The sequence below is a fragment of the Ralstonia sp. R-29 genome (assembly GCF_049913345.1).
GTDB lineage: Bacteria > Pseudomonadota > Gammaproteobacteria > Burkholderiales > Burkholderiaceae > Ralstonia.
On the sequence record NZ_CP184377.1, the window covers coordinates 2,855,020 to 2,874,521 of the forward strand.

Below are 19,502 nucleotides of genomic sequence, written 5' to 3' on the forward strand. Positions count from 1 at the left end.
TTGCGATGAACGTGAAGACCGTCAAATGCCCGACCTGCGGCAAGCCGGTGCCTTGGGTGCCGGAAAACCGCTACCGCCCGTTCTGCTCCGAGCGTTGCAAGCAGATCGACCTTGGCGCCTGGGCCGCCGAGCAATACACGATTCCCGTGGTGGAAGAGGACGACCTACCCGAAGCCCCGGGCGGCGATACCAACGGCAAGCTCAACTAGCCGTCCGAGTTTCTCTTTCCTCGCGCATCCACTCGAACACGGGCAGCGTTGCCGGCAACACCGGATCGACGCTGATCGGCAGCGTCTGCCAAGCGAAGTCCTGGCCTTCCAGCGCACGCAACGTCCCATCCCACGCCGTCACCTTGCAGAAGTGCAGGCGTACGTACGCGTGCGGGTAATCGTGCTCGATGGTGTGCCACGGCGCGCAAGTGCGTAGCGTGACATCCAGCTCTTCCTTCAGCTCACGCGTAAGCGCCGCTTCCACGGATTCGCCCGCCTCCAGCTTGCCGCCCGGGAATTCCCAGTAGCCCGCATACGGCTTGCCCTCGGGGCGCTGCGCCAGCAGAAACTGACCGTCCGGCTGCATGAGCACGCCAACAGCCACTTCGGTGATCTTGCGGCCGTCGGGGGTGTGCGTCGGCGGCACTTGGGTCAGATTGTCAGTCGACATGCTGCCGCCCATGCTTGCCACCCCAATCGCGGGCGAATTGCCAAGCCACGCGACCCGAACGCGAGCCGCGCTCCAGCGCCCAGACCAGCGCATCACCACGTGCGGCGGCGATGTCCTCGTCGCTGCAGCCGAAGTGCTTGAGCCAGTGGCCCACGATGGTCAGGTACTCGTCCTGCTTGGGCGGATAGAACGACAGCCACAGCCCGAAGCGCTCCGACAGCGAGATCTTCTCTTCCACCACCTCGCCCGGATGGATTTCGCCGTCCGACGTATGCTGGTAGGTCTCGTTGTCCTTCATATACTCCGGCAGCAAGTGGCGCCGGTTCGACGTGGCGTAAATCAACACGTTGTCCGACTGCGTCGCGACCGAGCCGTCCAGTGCAGACTTCAGCGCCTTGTAGCCCGATTCGCCTTCTTCAAACGAGAGGTCGTCGCAGAAGATCGCGAAGCGCTCGGGGCGCTGCGAGAGCTGCTCGACGATGTCGCCCAGATCCGCCAAGTCATCCTTGTCGACTTCGACCAGGCGCAGGCCGTCCTTCACGAATGCGTTCAGGCATGCCTTGATGAGCGACGACTTGCCGGTGCCGCGCGCGCCCGTGAGCAGCACGTTGTTGGCCGGCAGCTTGCTCACAAACTGGCGCGTATTGGCGACGATGGCGTCTTTCTGGCGCTCGATGTTGTGCAGGTCACTCAGATGGATCGGCGGCAATTGGCGAATCGGCGCGAGATAGCCGATGTTGCCGAACAGGCTCTGGCGCTTGCGCCACCGGAAGGCAACAGCCTCGTTCCAGTCGGCTTCAGTCAGTTCAGCGGGCAGCCACTGCTCAAGCCTCCCCAGGAAGCGGTCGAGCCGTGCGGAAAGGTCGGACGACATAACGGCGGGCTCCGGCTTACGAGCGGTAGTCCGCGTTGATCGACACGTAGTCGTGCGAGAAGTCGCACGTCCACACGGTGGCGGTGGCATCGCCGCGGCCCAGTGCGATGCGCACGGTGATCTCGGCCTGCTTCATCACGCGCTGGCCGTCTTCTTCGCGGTAGTCGGGGTTGCGGCCGCCGTCACGCGCGACCCACACGTCGTCGAGCCACAGGTTGACGCCGTTCACGTCGAGGTCCGTCACGCCGGCATAACCGACGGCGGCCAGGATGCGGCCCAGGTTGGGGTCCGACGCGTAGAACGCGGTCTTGACCAGCGGCGAATGCGCCACCGCATAGGCGATCTGGCGGCACTCTTCCACGTTGCGGCCGCCTTCCACTTGGATAGCCATGAACTTGGTCGCGCCCTCGCCGTCGCGCACGATCTTCTGTGCGAGGTCTTGTGCAAGGCTCGTCAGCGCATCGCGCAGCGCCGCGTAGTCGGGGTGCGATTCGGAGTCGATGCGCGGTGTGCCGGCACGACCCGTGGCGATGACGACGAACGAGTCGTTGGTCGACGTATCGCCATCCACGGTGACGCTGTTGAACGAATGATCAGCCGCATAGCGCACGAGGCCTTGCAGCACTGTCTCGTCCACGTTGGCGTCGGTGGCGATGAAGCCGAGCATCGTCGCCATGTTCGGGCGGATCATGCCCGCGCCCTTGCTGATACCCGACATGCGCACGGTCTTGCCCGACAGCGTGCAGGTGGCCGACGCGGCCTTGGGCACCGTGTCCGTCGTCATGATGGCTTCCGCGGCGGCCAGCCAGTTGTCGGGCTTGGCGTTGGCCTGCGCAGCCGGCAGCCCGGCGATGATGCGGTCGACCGGCAGCGGCTCCAGAATCACGCCCGTCGAGAACGGCAGCACCTGCTCCGGCGACAGGTCCAGCAGCTTGGCGACGGCATCGCACGTCTGACGAGCAAGCGCGAGACCCGGCGCGCCGGTGCCCGCATTCGCGTTGCCCGTATTCACGACGATGGCGCGTGCGCCCTTGCCACTGGCCAGATGTTCGCGGCACACCTGCACGGGTGCGGCGCAGAAACGGTTCTGCGTGAATACACCGGCCACGCTCGAACCCTCGGCAATACGCACCAGCAGCACGTCCTTGCGATTGGCCTTGCGCACACCGGCCTCGGCCCAGCCAAGGTCCACGCCGTCGATCGGCAACAGGGAGTCAGCGGCAGGCGCGACGAGATTCACAGCCATGGAGCACACCTTTCAAATGAGGATGCCCGCAGTGCGGGCATCGTGAATCAACAGAAAACGGTTCTAAACAGCGTCAGACCAATTTGCCGTGGCACTGCTTGTACTTCTTGCCCGAACCGCACGGGCACGGGTCGTTGCGGCCAACCTTGGGCACTTCACCCGCCAGTGCAGCGGCAGCGGCCGCAGCAGCAGAACGGTGGGCCGGCATGCCCGGTTCTGCGCCGTGAATCTCAGCGTCGCCCGCAGCCACCTCGGCCAGTTCGCTGAACTCATCGTGCTTGTATTGCACGTTGGAGAGCGCGGACAGATCCTCTTCGATCTGCTCGGACGCCTGTTCCAGTTCTTCCTGCGACTGGATACGCACGGTAAAGACGATGCGCGTGACTTCGTTGCGGATGGTGTCGAGCAGGCGGCCGAACAGTTCGAACGACTCGCGCTTGTATTCCTGCTTCGGGTCCTTCTGCGCATAGCCGCGCAGATGGATGCCCTGGCGCAGCATGTCGAGCGCGGCCAAGTGTTCGCGCCAGTGCGTATCGAGGCTCTGCAGCATGACCGAACGCTCAAAGCCGGCGAAGGACTCGCGGCCAACCTGCGCCACCTTGCCTTCGTACACGGCTTCAGCGGCGTCCAGCACCATCTTCAGCAGCTCTTCGTCTTCGATGGACTCGGCGGACTCCAGCGTCTTCACCAGCGGCTGGTCGACGCCCCAGTCTTCGCGCAGGGTCTTCTCCAGACCGGCGACGTCCCACTGCTCTTCCATGGTCTCGGCCGGCACGTAGGTGCGGAACAGCTCGGTGAACACGGATTCGCGCAGGTTCTTGACCAGATCGCCCACGTCCTGCGCTTCGAGAATCTCGTTACGCAGCTTGTAGATTTCTTTGCGCTGATCGTTGGCAACGTCGTCGTACTGCAGCAGTTGCTTGCGGATGTCGAAGTTGCGGCCTTCCACCTTGCGCTGGGCCGATTCGATCGAGCGCGTGACGATGCCGGCTTCGATCGGCTCGCCTTCGGGCATCTTCAGGCGATCCATGATGGCGCGTACGCGGTCACCCGCGAAGATGCGCAGCAGCTGGTCGTCCAGCGACAGATAGAAGCGCGACGAGCCCGGGTCACCCTGACGGCCGGCACGGCCACGCAGCTGGTTGTCGATCCGGCGCGACTCATGGCGCTCGGTACCGACGATGTGCAGGCCACCGGCGGCCTTCACCTGCTCGTGCAGCGATTGCCATTCGTCCTGCAACTGCTTCACGCGCGCGGCCTTTTCTTCGTCGGAGAGCGATTCGTCGGCCATCACGAAGCCAGCCTGCTTCTCCACATTACCGCCCAGCACGATGTCGGTACCGCGGCCGGCCATGTTGGTGGCGATGGTGATCGCCTTGGGGCGGCCCGCTTCCGCGATGATCGCGGCTTCGCGCTCGTGCTGCTTGGCGTTGAGCACCTGGTGCGGCAGCTTCGCTTGGTTCAGCAGGTTCGACAGCAGCTCGGAGTTTTCGATGGACGTCGTGCCCACCAGCACCGGCTGGCCGCGCTCGTAGCAATCGCGGATGTCGCGGATGACGGCGTCGTAGCGCTCCTTGCCGGTCTTGTAGATCTGATCCTGCAAGTCCTTGCGCTGCGGCGTGCGGTTGGTCGGGATCACCACGGTCTCCAGGCCGTAGATCTCCTGGAATTCGTACGCTTCCGTATCCGCCGTACCGGTCATGCCCGACAGCTTGTTGTACATGCGGAAGTAGTTCTGGAACGTAATCGTCGCCAGCGTCTGGTTTTCCTGCTGGATCTGCACGCCTTCCTTGGCTTCCACAGCCTGGTGCAGACCATCGGACCAGCGGCGGCCGCTCATCAGACGGCCGGTGAATTCATCGACGATTACCACCTCGCCGTTCTGCACCACATAGTGCTGGTCGCGGAAGAACAGGCTGTGCGCGCGCAGGGCGGCGTACAGGTGGTGCATCAGCGTGATGTTCTGCGGCGCGTAGAGCGATTCGCCCTCGCCGATCAGGCCGGCTTGCAGCAGGATCTGCTCGGCCTTCTCGTGCCCCGATTCAGTCAGGTAGACCTGGTGCGATTTTTCGTCGACGTAGTAGTCGCCCGGCTTCTCGACGCCCGTGCCGTCGGACTTCTCTTCGCCGATCTGGCGCGTGAGCTGTGCCGGGATGCCGTTCATGCGGCGGTACAGGTCGGTGTGGTCTTCGGCCTGGCCGGAGATGATCAGCGGCGTACGCGCTTCGTCGATCAGGATCGAGTCCACCTCGTCGACGATGGCGTAGTTCAGCGGACGCTGCACGCGTTGGCCGGCGTCGTACACCATGTTGTCGCGCAGGTAGTCGAAGCCGAACTCGTTGTTGGTACCGTAGGTGATGTCCGACGCGTAGGCGGCCTGCTTCTGGTCGTGGTCCATGGTGGTCAGGTTGACCCCCACCGACAGGCCGAGCCAGTTGTAGAGCTTGCCCATCCACTCGGCATCGCGCTGGGCGAGGTAGTCGTTGACCGTCACCACGTGCACGCCCTGGCCGGAGATGGCGTTCAGGTACACCGCCAGCGTAGCGGTCAGCGTCTTGCCTTCACCGGTGCGCATTTCGGCGATCTTGCCGTCGTGCAGCACCATGCCGCCGATGAGCTGAACGTCGAAGTGGCGCATCTTCATCACGCGCTTGCTAGCCTCGCGGCACACGGCAAACGCATCGGGCAGCAGCGCGTCGAGCGTCTCGCCCTTGGCAAAGCGTTGGCGGAATTCTTCGGTCTTGGCCTGCAGCTCGGCATCGGACAGCGCTTCGAACTTGGGCTCGAGCGCGTTGATCTGCGCCACCTTGCGGCGGTACTGTTTGATCAGCCGTTCATTACGGCTGCCGAAAATCTTCTTGAGAAGGCCCGTGATCATCGATGGCTAGGGCCGGCGAGCCACCCGGAAAACGCTTCGCAGAAAGCGGCGAAACACAGGCGGCGCAATGGCCCAGAAATAGGTTGGCGCAGGGTTGGCGCAAAGGCGGGAGTTTAGCATGTGCACAACACCCGCTTGATGGCAGCAAACCCGCCGGATGTGGCAGGAACGCCGCACTTTGGGGCCGCCCCGAACGCCGCCCGGGCAGCCACGCAACCACGCTGAATTGGGGACGGGCGCCCCCGATTGCAACCCAGGCCGGATCAGTGGCCGGCAGCCGCCATGCTCTTGCCGATGTCCGCCGCTGCCACCTTCGGGGCCGCCTTGTTGGCCGCCATCTTGGGCTGGCCGGCGTTTTCCAGGAAGGCCACCGGGTTCTGCGGCACATCATTCACATGCACCTCGAAGTGCAAATGCGCGCCGGTAGCTCGGCCCGTGCGGCCGATCAGCGCGATGCGCTCGCCCGCCTTCACGATGTCACCGACTTTCACGAAGACCTTGGACGCATGTGCATAGCGCGTCTTCAGACCGTTGCCGTGATCGATGTCGATCATGTTGCCGTACTCATGATGGAACTCGCTGGCCACCACCACGCCGCCTGCGGCCGCCACGATGGGCGTGCCAACCGAGCCGACAAAGTCCACGCCGTCATGCTGCGTGCGCCGGCCGGTGAACGGATCGATCCGCACGCCGAAACCCGAGGAGTCGTAGCCCGTGGCGACAGGACGCACGGTCGGCATCATCTTGGCGTGGATCTGGCGGTCCATCAGGGTGCTTTCGAGCACGCTGAGGTAATCGTTGCGCTGGTCGGCAGAACGCGTCAGGCGGTTCAACTCGGACTGGATCTCCGGCATCGACATCGGCCGCGAGAACGCGCCCTCCGGGCCACCCCGTCCCGGCTGGGACTTGAAATCAAACTCGCGCGGCGGCACGCCGGCCAAGCCCGACACGCGCGCGCCCAGCGCATCGAGGCGCGCGATCTGCGCCTGCATTTCGCCGATGCGGGCGGCCATCAGGTTGAGGTTTTCGCGGGTCACGCGCGGGTCGGCGCCGGCCACCGCCGGCGCACCGGCGACAGGTAGCAAGCCTTGCTTGGCGGCCAGCCACGTCCCGCCGACAGACAGGCCCGCTACGGCGAGCAACGCCACGCCGAGGCTGATGAACACGCCGCGTCGCGACAGGTGGACCGCGCCGGCCTTGCGTGGATGAATCAGGATGATCTGCATCGCTCTTTTCCGGACAAAAAAGCCGCCCGACGGCACGAAAGCGCGGTCAAGCGCCCTACAATGCCGGCATGCGAATCTTTGTTCATCCCGCTCTCAAAACGCCGGTGGCAAAACCCGTCCAGGACTGGCTGTCGGGTGCCGGTTCGGTCGGCTCGCTGATGCGGACCGCCAGGCAATTGGCGTCGTTGGAAGCGGAGGTGTTGTCGCTGTTGCCGCCCGGCTTGGGCGGCGGTGTGGCCATCGGTGGCATCAAGAACGATGCGCGCGACAGCCGGGAAGCGACTCTGGTGCTGCTCGCCGCACATAGTGCGGCTGCGGCGCGCTTACGGCAGGTGGTACCCACCTTGCTAGAGCGTCTGCAGCGCCGGGGATCGCAGATTACCGCAATTCGTGTACGGGTACAACCGCAGGGCGGCAACGACAGCTTGTGGCCACAAGAGACCCAAAAGCCGCCTAAACGCGCCAAGATGACGGCAGTTGGAGTCAACAGTCTCGCTGCGCTGGCAGCAGAATTGCCCGATTCGCCACTGCGCAGAGCCTTGGCCGAGATGGTCGGGCGGCATATCCCGCCCAAATGAAAAGCGCCCCGCGGGGCGCTTTTTTCATGCGTGTCACCGTATCAGCCGATCACGAAAACGCGGGCTGCAACTGCGGCAGAAATGCGCGCGGCGCCTCTTCCACCTTGTCGAATGTCACGATCTCGTAAGCGGTTTCATCGGCGAGCAGCGCGCGCAGCAGCGCGTTGTTAAGGCCGTGCCCCGACTTGTGCGCCGTGTATGCGGCAATCAGCGGATAGCCGACCACGTACAAATCCCCAATGGCATCGAGAATCTTGTGGCGGACGAACTCGTCGCCGTAGCGCAGTTCGTCGTTGTTCAGCATGCGGTGCTCGTCGAGCACGATAGCGTTGTCGAGGCTGCCGCCGCGCGCCAAGCCGACTTCGCGCAGCATCTCGACTTCGTGCGCGAAACCGAAGGTGCGTGCACGGGCGATTTCGCGCGTGTAGCTGGTGTCGGCAAAATCGATTTCGAACGTCTGACCGGTCTTGTCGACAGCGGGGTGGCGAAACTCGATCGTGAACGACAGCTTGAAGCCAAAGTACGGATCCAGCCGGGCAAGCTTATCGCCTTCGCGGATTTCCACCGGCTTGGTCACGCGAATGAAACGCTTGGCCGCGCCCTGCTCTTCAATGCCCGCCGATTGCAGCAGGAACACGAACGAGGCAGCGCTGCCGTCCATGATGGGGATTTCTTCCGCATCGACATCCACGTAGAGGTTGTCAATGCCAAGGCCGGCGCAAGCCGACATCAGGTGTTCAACGGTCGAGACGCGCGCGCCGTCCTTCTGCAGCACGGAAGCCAGGCGGGTGTCGCCGATGGCGTTGGCATTGGCGGGAATTTCGACGGCCGGGTCCAGGTCCACGCGCGTGAACACGATGCCCGTGCCGGGCGCGGCCGGGCGCAGCGTCAACGTAACCTTGCGGCCCGAGTGCAACCCGATGCCGACGGTCTTGACGACGGACTTGATGGTGCGTTGTTTCAACATGGCCGCCCTCAACTCACGAAATTTCTATGATTGTTTTTATCTATGCGACACGCATAGGTGATAACCCTAAGCATACCATTTTCACACCCCTGCCTTCAAAACGACTTTTGTATCGGGATGTTAGGGGTGCAGACGCTTTGCTCAATCTCGCTGCCAGCATATTCAACGCCCAGCGCGCGCCGGCCACGCGTGGACGCGGCAGCCGGCGGATTGGCGCCATTTTGGGGCATGTTGGCGTGACTTCAGAGTATCGCCAGGATCGATTCCGCATTGCTCACGGCAAATTGGCCGGGCGCTTCCACCTGTAGCACGGTTACCACACCGTCTTTCACGACCATCGCGTAGCGCTGGGATCGCACACCCATGCCCCGCTTGGAGAGGTCTTGATCAAGTCCAAGCTTGCGCGTGAACTCCGCGCTGCCGTCCGCCAGCATGCGGACCTTGTCTTCGGTGCCTTGCGCACGGGCCCATGCGCCCATTACGAACGCATCGTTAACCGATACACACCAGATTTCGTCGACACCCTTGGCGCGCAGCGCATCGTAGTGCTCGACATAGCCAGGCACATGGCGCGCTGAGCAGGTCGGCGTAAATGCACCGGGCAAGCCGAAGATGACGATCGTCTTGCCTGCGGCCAGATCCTGAATGGAAAAAGCATTGGGCCCGAGCGCGCAGCCGTCCTTTTCCACTTCAAAGAACTCGTAAAGCGTCGCGTCGGGAAGCGGTTGACCAGGCTGGATCATGATCGTCAGTGAGTGCGCGGGAATATCGGGATCATAGAACCTGTGCAGCAACCGCGCAGCCGGTTCACAAAAACGAGACCGCCCGCGTGAGGGAATCACGCGGGCGGTCTTGGGAGACAACATCATCAGGCCGTAGCCGGTAAAACAGGCATCGCGCGCTACACGATGAACGGACACACCCGCCGGGCGGGCTGGACCCTTCCGGGGAGGCGGCCAGAGGCCGACCTGCCCGGCGGCAACGACTATGTCCGATTCATCGCGCGCTGTCGGCTTGCTAGCGACGAGCCATCACACAACGGCGGTCACGGGAGGGGAGCCGTGAACCGCGCGCGGCGTGAGGTGCCGCAGGCAGCTGGACGTGCACGGGTGCCTATCGAACCAACTCGCCCGATCAGTCCGCCTGCTTGCGCAGGAATGCCGGAATGTCGTACGTGTCGACGCCCTTCTCCTGCAGCGCTGCGACGTGAGCCGATGCCGACTCACGCGAGCTGCGCCACACGGCCGGGGTATCGAAGTTGCTGTAGTCCGGCGCGGCTGCCATCGAGTGGCTGGCGCCACCGCCGAAGGCCACCGGTTGGTTGTCGGTACCGGTCTTGAGCAACGTCATCGTCTGCTGCTGTTGCTGCTTGTTGCGGGCAGCACGGCCCAGGCCCGTCGCCACCACGGTTACGCGCAGTGCGTCGCCCATGGCATCGTCGTAGACCGTACCGAAGATGACGGTGGCATCTTCCGCGGCATAGCTGCGGATGGTGTTCATCACTTCCTTGGTCTCGGACAGCTTGAGCGAGCGGCTGGCCGTGATGTTGACCAGCACACCGCGTGCGCCCGACAGGTCCACGCCTTCCAGCAGCGGGCTTGCCACGGCTTGCTCTGCGGCCAGGCGTGCACGGTCGACGCCGGACACGGTGGCCGTGCCCATCATCGCCTTGCCTTGTTCGCCCATCACGGTCTTCACGTCTTCAAAGTCGACGTTCACCAGACCGTCGACGTTGATGATTTCCGCAATGCCGGCCACAGCGTTGTGCAGCACGTCGTCGGCGCACTGGAAGCACTTGTCCATCTCGGCGTCATCGCCCATGACTTCGAAGAGCTTCTCGTTGAGCACGACGATCAGTGAATCGACGTTGCCTTCGAGTTCATTGGCGCCATGCTCGCCCATCTTGGCGCGGCGTGCGCCTTCGAAATCGAACGGCTTGGAGACCACGCCCACGGTCAGGATGCCCATTTCCTTGGCGATCTGTGCGACCACCGGAGCGGCGCCCGTGCCCGTGCCACCGCCCATACCGGCGGTAATGAAGACCATGTGCGCGCCGCGCAGTGCGTCGGCGATCTGCTCACGCGCTTCTTCTGCGCAGTGCTTGCCGACTTCCGGCTTGGCGCCGGCGCCCAGGCCCGTGCTGCCCAGTTGCAGCACGCGCGATGCGGTCGAGCGCTTGAGCGCCTGCGCATCGGTGTTCATGCAGATGAATTCCACGCCTTGCACGCCGCGGCTGATCATGTGCTGCACGGCGTTACCGCCCGCGCCGCCGACGCCGACCACCTTGATGATGGTGCCGTCCTGCATTTCCGTTTCAATCATGTCGAAGTCCATCGTTGCCTCCAGAAGTGATCAGTCCCAGACGATGCAGCCTCCCCGCCGCAACCCCTGGTTCCTGAACAAAAAACATCAAAACAAGAAACTCAATTTGCTCCCCCCAGGGAGCACATCGCCAACACCCAGCGCGCACGCGCTTAGAAGTTGCCGATGAACCATTCCTTCATGCGCGTCCACATCTGCTTGGCAGAACCGGACTGCACGACAACCTTTCGCCCGCGCATGCGCTGCACGCGACCTTCCTGCAGCAAGCCCATCACCGTGGCATAGCGCGGGCTCTTGACCACCTCGTGCAAGTTGCCGCGGTACTCGGGCACACCCACGCGCACGGGCTTCAGGAACATGTCTTCGCCCAGCTCGACCATGCCCGGCATCATTGCGGTGCCACCGGTGAGGACCACGCCGCTGGAGAGCAGTTCCTCGTAACCCGATTCGCGCACCACCTGGTGCACGAGCGAGAACAGCTCTTCAACGCGCGGCTCGATCACGGCAGCCAGCGCTTGGCGCGAGAGCGTGCGCGGGCCGCGGTCGCCCACGCCCGGCACATCGATCATCTCGTCCGGGTCAGCCAGCACCTGCTTGGCGATGCCGTACTGGATCTTGATGTCCTCGGCGTCCGGCGTCGGCGTGCGCAGGGCCATGGCGACGTCGTTGGTGATCTGGTCACCCGCGATTGGGATCACGGCCGTATGGCGGATCGCGCCTTCGCTGAAGATGGCGATGTCGGTCGTGCCGCTGCCGATGTCGACCAGCACCACGCCGAGTTCTTTCTCGTCTTCGGTCAGCACCGCGAGGCTCGATGCCAGCGGCTGCAGGATCAGGTCGTGCACTTCCAGCCCGCAGCGGCGCACGCACTTGACGATGTTCTGCGCCGCGCTCACCGCGCCGGTCACGATGTGCACCTTCACCTCAAGCCGGATGCCGCTCATGCCGATCGGCTCGCGCACGTCTTCCTGGCCGTCGATGATGAATTCCTGCGTGAGGATGTGCAGGATCTGCTGATCGGTCGGGATGTTGACGGCCTTGGCGGTCTCGATCACGCGGGCCACATCGGTGGAGGTGACTTCCTTGTCCTTGATCGCCACCATGCCGCTCGAATTGAAGCTGCGGATATGGCTGCCGGCGATGCCCGTGAAGACCTCGCCGATCTTACAGTCGGCCATCAGCTCCGCTTCTTCGAGCGCTTTCTGGATCGACTGGACGGTCGCCTCGATGTTGACGACCACGCCCTTCTTCAGCCCCTTCGATTCGGTCTGGCCCATGCCGATGACCTCGTAGGCGCCGTCAGGACGCAGTTCGGCCACCACCGCCACCACCTTGGAGGTGCCGATATCCAGCCCGACCAGAAGATCCTTGTATTCCTTGCTCATCGCGTTTTCTCTGTGCTTCGCGTTGCTTTGTTGTTGGCCACCGGCTTACCCCCCAGCGTGGCTTTCGGCTTTGCGGCACTGCTGGTGCCATTCGTGGTGCTGGGCAACTTGCCCCCCTTGGCCAGCACCGCAGCCTGCGCATCGGTCAGGAAGCGCACACCCGCCGCCCGAACCGCGAACCCATTCGGGTAACGCAGATCGGCGTATTCAATCTGACCGCCCCAGCGCTGCGTCACCTGCGGCCACGCACGCACAAAGCGGCGGGCACGCGCGGCCAGCGCGGTGCGATCGTCATCATTCAATTCACGGCCAAACTCGATGACCGTGCCGTTGGACAGCCGCGCGCGCCAGGCGTAGCGGTCGGTGAGCGTGACGCTCACGGGCTCGGTGTTCATCGGCTTGAACCATTCGGTCATGGTTTCCAGCTTGTCGACCACGTCTTGCTCCGTGCCCTCGGGGCCGGCGAGCGCCACCAGGTCAACGTCGTCTTCGGCCTCGGCCAGGTTGGCCACGAAGACTTCGCCATACGTGTTGACCAACTTGCCGGAGTCATTGCCGCCCCATGTGCCCAGCGCCTCGTGCTCCTGCACTTCGACCAGCAGGCCGTTGGGCCACACGCGCCGCACGCTCGCACGGCGCACCCACGGCACCGACTCGAACGCAGCACGGGCCTCGTCCAGGTTCAGCGTGAAGAAGTTGCCGCGCAGCTTGGCCAGCGCGTTGGCGCGCACGCTCGGCCCACTCACGTGATGCAATTCGCTACCGGCCATCGGCATCACACGCACCTGCTGCAACTGGAACATCGGACGCTGCATCAGCCACATCGCCCCAACGCCCAAACAGCCAAGCGCGAGCAGCGCATACAGCGCGCTCGCGATGGCGTTGAGGAGACGGGTGTTGTGCCACATAACGTTGTGCGATTCGGTTTGGCTGACGTTTCGTCGGTTATTCGGGTTTCCAATCACTGCTCGCGTGCAGCTCCAGCGACGCGGACGCCGCCAGTTGCAACACGAAATCTTCGTAGCTGATGCCCGCAGCACGGGCGCCCATCGGCACCAGCGAATGGCCGGTCATGCCCGGCGACGTGTTCATCTCCAGCAGGAACGGTGCGTTGTCGGACTTGCGCAGCATGATGTCGGCACGGCCCCAGCCACGGCAGCCCAGCCCGCGATACGCCTGCACCACCAGCGCTTGCACGCGCGCGGCCACATCGGCGGGAATCGGTGCCGGGCACTCATAGCGCGTGTCGTCGGTGAAGTACTTGTGCTGGTAGTCGTAGTTGGCCTGCGGCGCGACGATGCGAATCAGCGGCAGCGCGGTGGCGCTCTCGCCTTCGCCGATGATCGGGCAGGTCAATTCGTCGCCGTCGATGAACTGTTCGGCCATCACGTCGCGGTCCAGGCGCGCAGCCTTTTCGTAGGCGGCGGGCAACTCGGCCACGCTCGTCACCTTGGTCAGGCCAATGGACGAACCTTCGCGCGCCGGCTTCACGATCAGCGGCAGGCCCAGGCGGTCAGCCACGGCTTGCCAGTCGGTGTCGGCGTGCAGCATCGCAAAGTCTGGCGTCGGCAGACCATGCGTTTGCCACTGACGCTTGGTGGCTTCCTTGTCCATCGCCAGCGCAGACGCGAGTACGCCGCTGCCGGTGTACGGAATGCCGAATTGTTCGAGCAGGCCCTGGATCGTGCCGTCTTCACCAAAGCGGCCGTGCAGCGAGATCACCACGCGGTCAAAGCCTTGCTTGGCGAGGTCGGCCACCGGCTGCAGGCCCGGATCAAACGGATGCGCATCCACGCCGCGCGAGCGCAACGCCGCCAGCACGCCATTGCCCGACAGCAGCGAGATTTCGCGCTCGGCCGAGCGGCCGCCCAGCAGCACGCCCACCTTGCCGAGGGACTTCGGATCGATGGTCGGATGTGCAACGAACGGGCCAGTCGCCATCGTGGTCATGTCTGTCGTCATGCCTGTGCTCCTGCCTGCCGCGCCACCACCTGACCGGGCACTTGGCCGATCGACCCTGCACCCATGGTGATGACCACATCGCCGTCCTGCGCCGCATCTAGGATCGCTTGCGGCATGTCTTCAATCTGTTCCACGAATACGGGTTCGATCTTGTTGGCCACGCGCAGCGCGCGCGTGAGCGATCGGCCGTCGGCAGCCACGATAGGCGGCTCACCGGCGGAATACACCTCGGCCAGCAACAGCGCGTCGACCGTGCCGAGCACCTTCACGAAGTCTTCGAAGCAATCGCGCGTGCGGGTGTAGCGGTGCGGCTGGAACGACAGCACGAGGCGACGATCCGGGAACGCGCCGCGTGCGGCAGCCAGCGTGGCGGCCATCTCGACCGGGTGGTGGCCATAGTCGTCGATGAGCGTGAAGGTGCCCTTGCCGTCAGCCGTCGGCACTTCGCCGTAGCGCTGGAAGCGGCGGCCCACGCCGTTGAACTCGGCCAGCGCCTTGACGATGGCCTCGTCCGGCACTTCGAGTTCGGTGGCGATAGCGATGGCGGCCAACGCGTTCTGCACGTTGTGCAGGCCCGGCAGGTTCAGCGTGATCGACAGCGGCGGCTCGGCGTGGCCGTTGATCTGGCGGATCACGGTGAATTCCATGCGGCCATCGACGGCGCGCGGGTTGACAGCGCGCACCTGTGCATCTTCGGCAAAACCGTAGCGCACGACGGGCTTCGAGACGAACGGCAGGATCTCGCGCACGTTCGGGTCATCCACGCACAGCACGGCGATACCGTAGAACGGCAGGCGCTGCGTGAACTCGATGAAGGCCTGCTTCAGGCGCGAGAAATCGTGCCCGTAGGTCTCCATGTGATCGGCATCGATGTTGGTGATGACTTCGATCACGGGGAACAGGTTGAGGAACGACGCATCCGATTCGTCCGCCTCGGCGACGATGAAGTCGCCCGTGCCCAGCCGCGCGTTGGCGCCGGCAGAGTTCAGGCGACCGCCGATCACGAAGGTCGGATCCAGCCCGCCCTCGGCCAGCACGGAGGCGACCAGGCTGGTGGTCGTCGTCTTGCCGTGCGTGCCAGCAATGGCGATGCCCTGCTTCAGGCGCATCAGTTCGGCCAGCATCACAGCACGCGGCACGATGGGGATGCGCTTGGCGCGCGCGGCCAGCACTTCCGGGTTGTCGCCGCGCACGGCGGTGGAGACCACCACGGCGTTCGCACCGACGATGTGTTCCGGCGCATGGCCCTGCATGATGGTCGCGCCCAGCGATGCCAGGCGCTGCGTGGTCGCGCTTTGCCCCAGGTCTGAGCCCGTCACGCGGTAGCCCAGGTTCAGCAGCACCTCGGCGATGCCGCTCATGCCGGCGCCGCCGATGCCCACGAAATGGATGTTTTTGACGATGTGCTTCATATCGATTCGATTCCCTATGCCCGTGCCACCGAAACACACACGTCGGCAACACGCTCGGCCGCTTCAGGCCTTGCCTGTTCGCGTGCTTTAGCCGCCATATCGGCCAATTGCGCACGCGTTAGGGACGCGAGTGTATCCGCCAGCGATGCCGGCGACAGTTCTGGCTGGGGCACCAACAGGGCTGCACCGCGCTCCGACAGGAAGCGCGCGTTGGTGGTCTGGTGATCGTCCACCGCATGCGGGAACGGTACAAACAGCGCCGCGACACCCGCCGCGGCTACTTCTGAAACGGTCATGGCGCCCGCGCGGCAGATCACGAGATCGGCCTGCGCATAGGCAGTGGCCATGTCATTGATGAAGGGCACGGCTTGCGCGTGTGTGTCGTCAATGCCTGCCGCGGCGTAGTTGGCGCGCAGCGTGTCGATCTGCTTGGCGCCCGCCTGGTGGATGACGATCGGGCGCGTGTTGGCCGGCAAAAGCGCTAGCGCCTTGGGCACCACATCATTGAGGGCCGCTGCGCCTAGGCTGCCGCCGACGACCAGCACACGCAGCGAGCCGGTGCGCTCGGCGTAGCGCGTCTGTGGCGATGGCAGCATTGCCAGATCGGCGCGGATCGGATTGCCGACCCACTCGGCGCCGGCCAATGCATTCGGGAACGCGCACAGCACGCGATCGGCCAGGCGCGCAAGCACGCGGTTGGCGAGACCGGCGATCGAATTCTGTTCGTGCAGCACCAGCGGGCGGCCCAGCAGCACGCTCATCATGCCGCCCGGGAAGGTGATATAGCCACCCATGCCGAGCACCACGTTCGGACGCACGCGACGCACCACGCCCAGGCTCTGCCAGAACGCGCGCAGCAGGTTCAACGGCAGCAGGAACTTGGTGACGAGGCCCTTGCCGCGCACACCGCCAAACTGCACCGACTCCAGCGGGAAACCGTGCTTGGGCACGAGCTGGCCTTCCATGCCGTTCGCGTTACCAAGCCACACGACCTTCCAACCGCGCGCGGCCAGCAGCTTGGCCACCGACAACGCGGGGAAGATGTGGCCGCCCGTACCGCCGGCCATGACGAGAAGGGTGCGCGGTGACCGATCTGGCGACATACGGGTCGTCATACCTTGCCCCCACGCATCAGCACGCGGTTCTCGTAGTCAATACGCAGCAGCAGTGCAACCGCCACGCAGTTCATCAAAATGCCCGAGCCGCCGTAGCTCACCAACGGCAGCGTGAGGCCCTTCGTCGGCAGCAAGCCTAGGTTCACACCCATGTTGATGAAGGCCTGCCAGCCAATCCAGATTCCCAGCCCCTTGGCGACCAGGCCGGCGAACGTGCGGTCAAGCTGCAGCGCGGTGCGACCGATCTCAAACGCGCGGCGCACCATCCAGTAGAACAGCAGGATCACGATCAGCACGCCGATGAAGCCGAGCTCCTCGCCGATCACCGCGAGGATGAAGTCGGTGTGCGCTTCGGGCAGGTAGTGCAGCTTTTCGATGCTGCCGCCCAGGCCGACACCGGTCCACTCGCCGCGACCGAAGGCGATGAGCGAATGCGTCAATTGGTACGCCTTGCCCTGCGCGTATTCCTCTTGCCACGGATTCAGGTACGCGAAGATCCGTTCGCGCCGCCACGGCGACAGCAGCACCAGCAGCGAGAACGTCGACACCGCCGTCAGCACCAGCCCGCCGAACAGCTTGCCGTTCACGCCGCCCAGAAACAGGATGCCCATCGCCACCGCTGCGATCACCAAGAACGCGCCCATGTCGGGCTCCAGCAGCAGCAGCGCACCCACGAAGGCCACAGCCACACCCATCGGCAGGAAGCCCTTGCGCACGCTCTGCATCCAGTCTTGCTTGCGCACCGTGTAGTTGGCGGCGTACAGCACCACCGCCAGTTTCATCAACTCGGATGGCTGGAAGTTCATGATGCCCAGTGGCAGCCAGCGCCGCGCGCCGTTCACGCCCTTGCCCACGTGCGGAATCAGCACGATCACCAGCATCACCAGCGCGATGATGAAAAGCTTGGGCGCGTACTTGTCCCAGAACTTGATCGGAATCTGAAACGCCACCACCGCACCGATCACCCCGATCAGCAGCGAGAACATGTGGCGCGTCAAAAAATGACCGTTGCTGTAGTTCGCGTACTTGGGCGAATCCGGCAGCGCGATCGACGCCGAATACACCATCACCAAGCCGAGACCCAGCAGCACGATCGCCACCCACATCAGTGGCTGGTCGTACTCCATCATCTTGGAGCGCGTGGGCTTGACGCCCGAGACGGCGTCACGCAGGCCGCCCCACGCGTTGCCGATGGTCGCGCCGATGAAGCCGCTGCGCTTGATCTGGGTGTCGCTCATAGGAGGACTCCTCGGTCGGCGGCGAGCGCCACCACGGCTTCGTGGAACACCTGCGCGCGGTGTTCGTAGTTACGGAACATGTCGAAGCTCGCGCACGCCGGCGACAGCAGCACCGCATCGCCCGGCTGCGCGCGATCGGCCGCTTCCTGTACGGCGGCTTCCAGCGTCGGCGCGTCAACCAGCGTGACACCGGTAGTGGCCAGCGCATCGCGAATCAGCGGCGCATCGCGGCCGATCAGCACCACGGCGCGCGCGTACTGCGCGACCGGCGCGGCCAGCGGCGAAAAGTCCTGCCCCTTGCCATCGCCGCCAGCGATCAGCACCACATGCTTGGACAGGCCCGAGAGCGCCGCCACCGTCGCGCCGACGTTGGTGCCCTTGCTGTCGTCAAAGAATTCGATGTCATCAAACGCGGCGATCAGCTCGACGCGGTGCGGCTCGCCGGCGTAGTCGCGCAGGCCGTGCAGCAGCGCGCTGACCGGCAGGCCGATCGCGCGGCACAGCGCCAGCGCAGCCATCGCATTGGTGGCGTTGTGCAGGCCTCGGATGCGCAGCGCATCGGCCGGCATCAGGCGCTTGAGGCGCACGGGCACCGGTGCGGCCGGCGTGGTGTCACCCTTCTTGCGGCGCGTCGGCTTGGGCAGATCGTCTTCGTCGGCTTCGGCCAGCACGATCCACGGCATGCCGCCATCGCGCAGCAGGCCAAGCGCATCGGGCGTGGCAGGCTCGTCAATGCCGAAGGTGATGTCACCACCAGACTTGCTGGCGAATGCCATCACAGCCGCATCCTGGCGGTTCAGCACACGTGTGGTGTTGGCACCGAAGATGCGGCCCTTGGCGGCAGCGTAGGCCTCCATCGAGCCATGCCAGTCGAGGTGATCCTGCGTGATGTTCAGGATGGTCGCGGCATCGGCATCGAGCGTGTGCGTGGTTTCCAGCTGGAAGCTCGAGAGCTCCAGCACCCACACGTCGGGCAGCGTGCCAGCGTCAACGCATTCGGAAAGCTTGTCCAGCGCCGACGGGCTGATGTTGCCCGCCACGCCGACGGTCTTGCCGGCGCGCTCGGCCAACGCGCCGGTGAGCGCGGTGGTGGTCGTCTTGCCGTTGGTGCCGGTGATGGCCAGCACGCGTGGCGCGTAACCTTGCGCTGCCTTCATGCCGGCCAGCGCACGGGCGAACAATTCGATTTCGCCCCACACGGGGATGGCGCGCTCGTTGGCGGCGGCCAGCAGCGCCGCGACGTTGGCGTCCAGCGGCGACAGGCCCGGGCTGATCGCCACCAGCGTCACGCCTTCCAGCAGCGACACGTCAAACGGGCCGCCCACGAATTCCGCATCCGGCACAGCGGCACGAAGCGTTGGCAGATTGGGCGGCGCCTCACGCGTGTCAGCCACGCGCACGCGTGCGCCATGGCGAGCGCACCAGCGCGCCATCGCCAAGCCGGATTCGCCCAAGCCGAGCACCAGCACGAACGGCGCGTCGAACTCGCCGAACATGCGCGGTTCCTGCGCGGCTTCGGCGGCAGGCATCGGCTCGGCGGAGTCGAGCGTGGCGACAACGGCCTCCACAGCCACTTCCGGCTGCGGCGCTGCCATGTCGTCGTCCTGCGGCTCGATGGGCTCGATCATGTCTGTCATGG

General features: G+C 64.7%; 17 protein-coding genes. 2 read left to right on the forward strand and 15 right to left on the reverse strand.

Going from position 1 to position 19,502, the window contains the following annotated elements; all coding sequences use genetic code 11:
• Positions 1-5 precede the first annotated feature (5 nt).
• The gene (locus tag ACN9M1_RS13460) at positions 6-209 is read left to right on the forward strand and encodes a DNA gyrase inhibitor YacG (RefSeq protein WP_426395109.1); all 204 of its coding nucleotides are present in this window, start codon (positions 6-8) and stop codon (positions 207-209) included.
• Here the strand turns inward: ACN9M1_RS13460 and ACN9M1_RS13465 are convergent.
• The 5 genes from ACN9M1_RS13465 to ACN9M1_RS13485 all read right to left on the reverse strand — a co-directional run bounded on the left by ACN9M1_RS13465 (position 202) and on the right by ACN9M1_RS13485 (position 6,884).
• Positions 202-660, reverse strand: a complete 459-nt coding sequence (locus tag ACN9M1_RS13465) for an NUDIX domain-containing protein (RefSeq protein ID WP_426395111.1) — start codon at positions 658-660, stop codon at positions 202-204. The two genes, ACN9M1_RS13460 and ACN9M1_RS13465, sit on opposite strands and share 8 nt — an antisense overlap.
• Positions 650-1,534 carry an ATP-binding protein gene (locus ACN9M1_RS13470; protein ID WP_426395113.1) on the reverse strand — a complete coding sequence of 295 codons (885 nt, stop codon included), beginning with the start codon at positions 1,532-1,534 and terminating at the stop codon, positions 650-652. The genes ACN9M1_RS13465 and ACN9M1_RS13470 overlap by 11 nt, the downstream gene beginning before the upstream one ends.
• A gap of 16 nt (positions 1,535-1,550) precedes the next feature.
• Complete coding sequence (gene argJ / locus ACN9M1_RS13475; RefSeq protein ID WP_426395115.1) at positions 1,551-2,780, reverse strand: bifunctional glutamate N-acetyltransferase/amino-acid acetyltransferase ArgJ; 1,230 nt, start codon at positions 2,778-2,780, stop codon at positions 1,551-1,553.
• Positions 2,781-2,853: 73 nt separating this feature from the next.
• A complete protein-coding gene (gene secA / locus ACN9M1_RS13480; RefSeq protein WP_426395117.1) occupies positions 2,854-5,658 on the reverse strand; it encodes a preprotein translocase subunit SecA in 2,805 nt (934 codons plus the stop codon).
• 263 nt (positions 5,659-5,921) lie between these two features.
• Complete coding sequence (locus ACN9M1_RS13485) at positions 5,922-6,884, reverse strand: M23 family metallopeptidase (protein WP_426395119.1); 963 nt, start codon at positions 6,882-6,884, stop codon at positions 5,922-5,924.
• Between the two features lie 68 nt (positions 6,885-6,952).
• Here ACN9M1_RS13485 and ACN9M1_RS13490 point away from each other — a divergent pair, with 68 nt between their 5' ends.
• The gene (locus tag ACN9M1_RS13490; RefSeq protein ID WP_426395121.1) at positions 6,953-7,462 is read left to right on the forward strand and encodes a DciA family protein; all 510 of its coding nucleotides are present in this window, start codon (positions 6,953-6,955) and stop codon (positions 7,460-7,462) included.
• 49 nt (positions 7,463-7,511) lie between these two features.
• Here ACN9M1_RS13490 and lpxC read toward each other — a convergent pair whose 3' ends face one another.
• The 10 genes from lpxC to murD all read right to left on the reverse strand — a co-directional run bounded on the left by lpxC (position 7,512) and on the right by murD (position 19,359).
• Positions 7,512-8,429, reverse strand: a complete 918-nt coding sequence (gene lpxC, locus ACN9M1_RS13495) for a UDP-3-O-acyl-N-acetylglucosamine deacetylase (protein WP_426395123.1) — start codon at positions 8,427-8,429, stop codon at positions 7,512-7,514.
• A gap of 242 nt (positions 8,430-8,671) precedes the next feature.
• Positions 8,672-9,172, reverse strand: coding sequence for a peroxiredoxin (locus ACN9M1_RS13500; RefSeq protein ID WP_426398865.1), 501 nt, complete (start codon positions 9,170-9,172; stop codon positions 8,672-8,674).
• Positions 9,173-9,563: 391 nt separating this feature from the next.
• On the reverse strand, positions 9,564-10,763 hold the full coding sequence (gene ftsZ, locus ACN9M1_RS13505) for a cell division protein FtsZ (protein ID WP_426395125.1): 1,200 nt from the start codon (positions 10,761-10,763) through the stop codon (positions 9,564-9,566).
• Positions 10,764-10,903: 140 nt separating this feature from the next.
• The gene (gene ftsA, locus ACN9M1_RS13510) at positions 10,904-12,136 is read right to left on the reverse strand and encodes a cell division protein FtsA (protein ID WP_426395127.1); all 1,233 of its coding nucleotides are present in this window, start codon (positions 12,134-12,136) and stop codon (positions 10,904-10,906) included.
• Entirely contained in the window at positions 12,133-13,044 is a 912-nt protein-coding gene (locus tag ACN9M1_RS13515; protein ID WP_426395129.1) for a cell division protein FtsQ/DivIB, read from the reverse strand. The genes ftsA and ACN9M1_RS13515 overlap by 4 nt, the downstream gene beginning before the upstream one ends.
• A 37-nt stretch (positions 13,045-13,081) precedes the next feature.
• Positions 13,082-14,077, reverse strand: a complete 996-nt coding sequence (locus tag ACN9M1_RS13520; protein ID WP_426398866.1) for a D-alanine--D-alanine ligase — start codon at positions 14,075-14,077, stop codon at positions 13,082-13,084.
• A 17-nt stretch (positions 14,078-14,094) separates the two neighbouring features.
• Positions 14,095-15,510: a UDP-N-acetylmuramate--L-alanine ligase gene (murC, locus tag ACN9M1_RS13525; protein ID WP_426395131.1), complete on the reverse strand. Its 1,416-nt coding sequence runs from the start codon at positions 15,508-15,510 to the stop codon at positions 14,095-14,097.
• Between the two features lie 14 nt (positions 15,511-15,524).
• On the reverse strand, positions 15,525-16,625 hold the full coding sequence (murG, locus tag ACN9M1_RS13530; protein ID WP_426395133.1) for an undecaprenyldiphospho-muramoylpentapeptide beta-N-acetylglucosaminyltransferase: 1,101 nt from the start codon (positions 16,623-16,625) through the stop codon (positions 15,525-15,527).
• A complete protein-coding gene (gene ftsW, locus ACN9M1_RS13535) occupies positions 16,622-17,863 on the reverse strand; it encodes a putative lipid II flippase FtsW (RefSeq protein WP_426395135.1) in 1,242 nt (413 codons plus the stop codon). Before ftsW ends, murG begins: the two co-directional genes overlap by 4 nt.
• The gene (gene murD, locus ACN9M1_RS13540; RefSeq protein ID WP_426398867.1) at positions 17,860-19,359 is read right to left on the reverse strand and encodes a UDP-N-acetylmuramoyl-L-alanine--D-glutamate ligase; all 1,500 of its coding nucleotides are present in this window, start codon (positions 19,357-19,359) and stop codon (positions 17,860-17,862) included. Before murD ends, ftsW begins: the two co-directional genes overlap by 4 nt.
• Positions 19,360-19,502: the final 143 nt, after the last annotated feature.

What these genes read in the sequence shown, in the direction of transcription:
- ACN9M1_RS13460 (WP_426395109.1), top strand. Translation starts at nt 6, where the DNA reads ATGAACGTGAAGACCGTCAAATGCCCGACCTGCGGCAAGCCGGTGCCT.
- ACN9M1_RS13465 (WP_426395111.1), bottom strand. Translation starts at nt 660, where the DNA reads ATGTCGACTGACAATCTGACCCAAGTGCCGCCGACGCACACCCCCGAC.
- ACN9M1_RS13470 (WP_426395113.1), bottom strand. Translation starts at nt 1,534, where the DNA reads ATGTCGTCCGACCTTTCCGCACGGCTCGACCGCTTCCTGGGGAGGCTT.
- argJ (WP_426395115.1), bottom strand. Translation starts at nt 2,780, where the DNA reads ATGGCTGTGAATCTCGTCGCGCCTGCCGCTGACTCCCTGTTGCCGATC.
- secA (WP_426395117.1), bottom strand. Translation starts at nt 5,658, where the DNA reads ATGATCACGGGCCTTCTCAAGAAGATTTTCGGCAGCCGTAATGAACGG.
- ACN9M1_RS13485 (WP_426395119.1), bottom strand. Translation starts at nt 6,884, where the DNA reads ATGCAGATCATCCTGATTCATCCACGCAAGGCCGGCGCGGTCCACCTG.
- ACN9M1_RS13490 (WP_426395121.1), top strand. Translation starts at nt 6,953, where the DNA reads ATGCGAATCTTTGTTCATCCCGCTCTCAAAACGCCGGTGGCAAAACCC.
- lpxC (WP_426395123.1), bottom strand. Translation starts at nt 8,429, where the DNA reads ATGTTGAAACAACGCACCATCAAGTCCGTCGTCAAGACCGTCGGCATC.
- ACN9M1_RS13500 (WP_426398865.1), bottom strand. Translation starts at nt 9,172, where the DNA reads ATGATCCAGCCTGGTCAACCGCTTCCCGACGCGACGCTTTACGAGTTC.
- ftsZ (WP_426395125.1), bottom strand. Translation starts at nt 10,763, where the DNA reads ATGGACTTCGACATGATTGAAACGGAAATGCAGGACGGCACCATCATC.
- ftsA (WP_426395127.1), bottom strand. Translation starts at nt 12,136, where the DNA reads ATGAGCAAGGAATACAAGGATCTTCTGGTCGGGCTGGATATCGGCACC.
- ACN9M1_RS13515 (WP_426395129.1), bottom strand. Translation starts at nt 13,044, where the DNA reads ATGTGGCACAACACCCGTCTCCTCAACGCCATCGCGAGCGCGCTGTAT.
- ACN9M1_RS13520 (WP_426398866.1), bottom strand. Translation starts at nt 14,077, where the DNA reads ATGGCGACTGGCCCGTTCGTTGCACATCCGACCATCGATCCGAAGTCC.
- murC (WP_426395131.1), bottom strand. Translation starts at nt 15,510, where the DNA reads ATGAAGCACATCGTCAAAAACATCCATTTCGTGGGCATCGGCGGCGCC.
- murG (WP_426395133.1), bottom strand. Translation starts at nt 16,625, where the DNA reads ATGACGACCCGTATGTCGCCAGATCGGTCACCGCGCACCCTTCTCGTC.
- ftsW (WP_426395135.1), bottom strand. Translation starts at nt 17,863, where the DNA reads ATGAGCGACACCCAGATCAAGCGCAGCGGCTTCATCGGCGCGACCATC.
- murD (WP_426398867.1), bottom strand. Translation starts at nt 19,359, where the DNA reads ATGTTCGGCGAGTTCGACGCGCCGTTCGTGCTGGTGCTCGGCTTGGGC.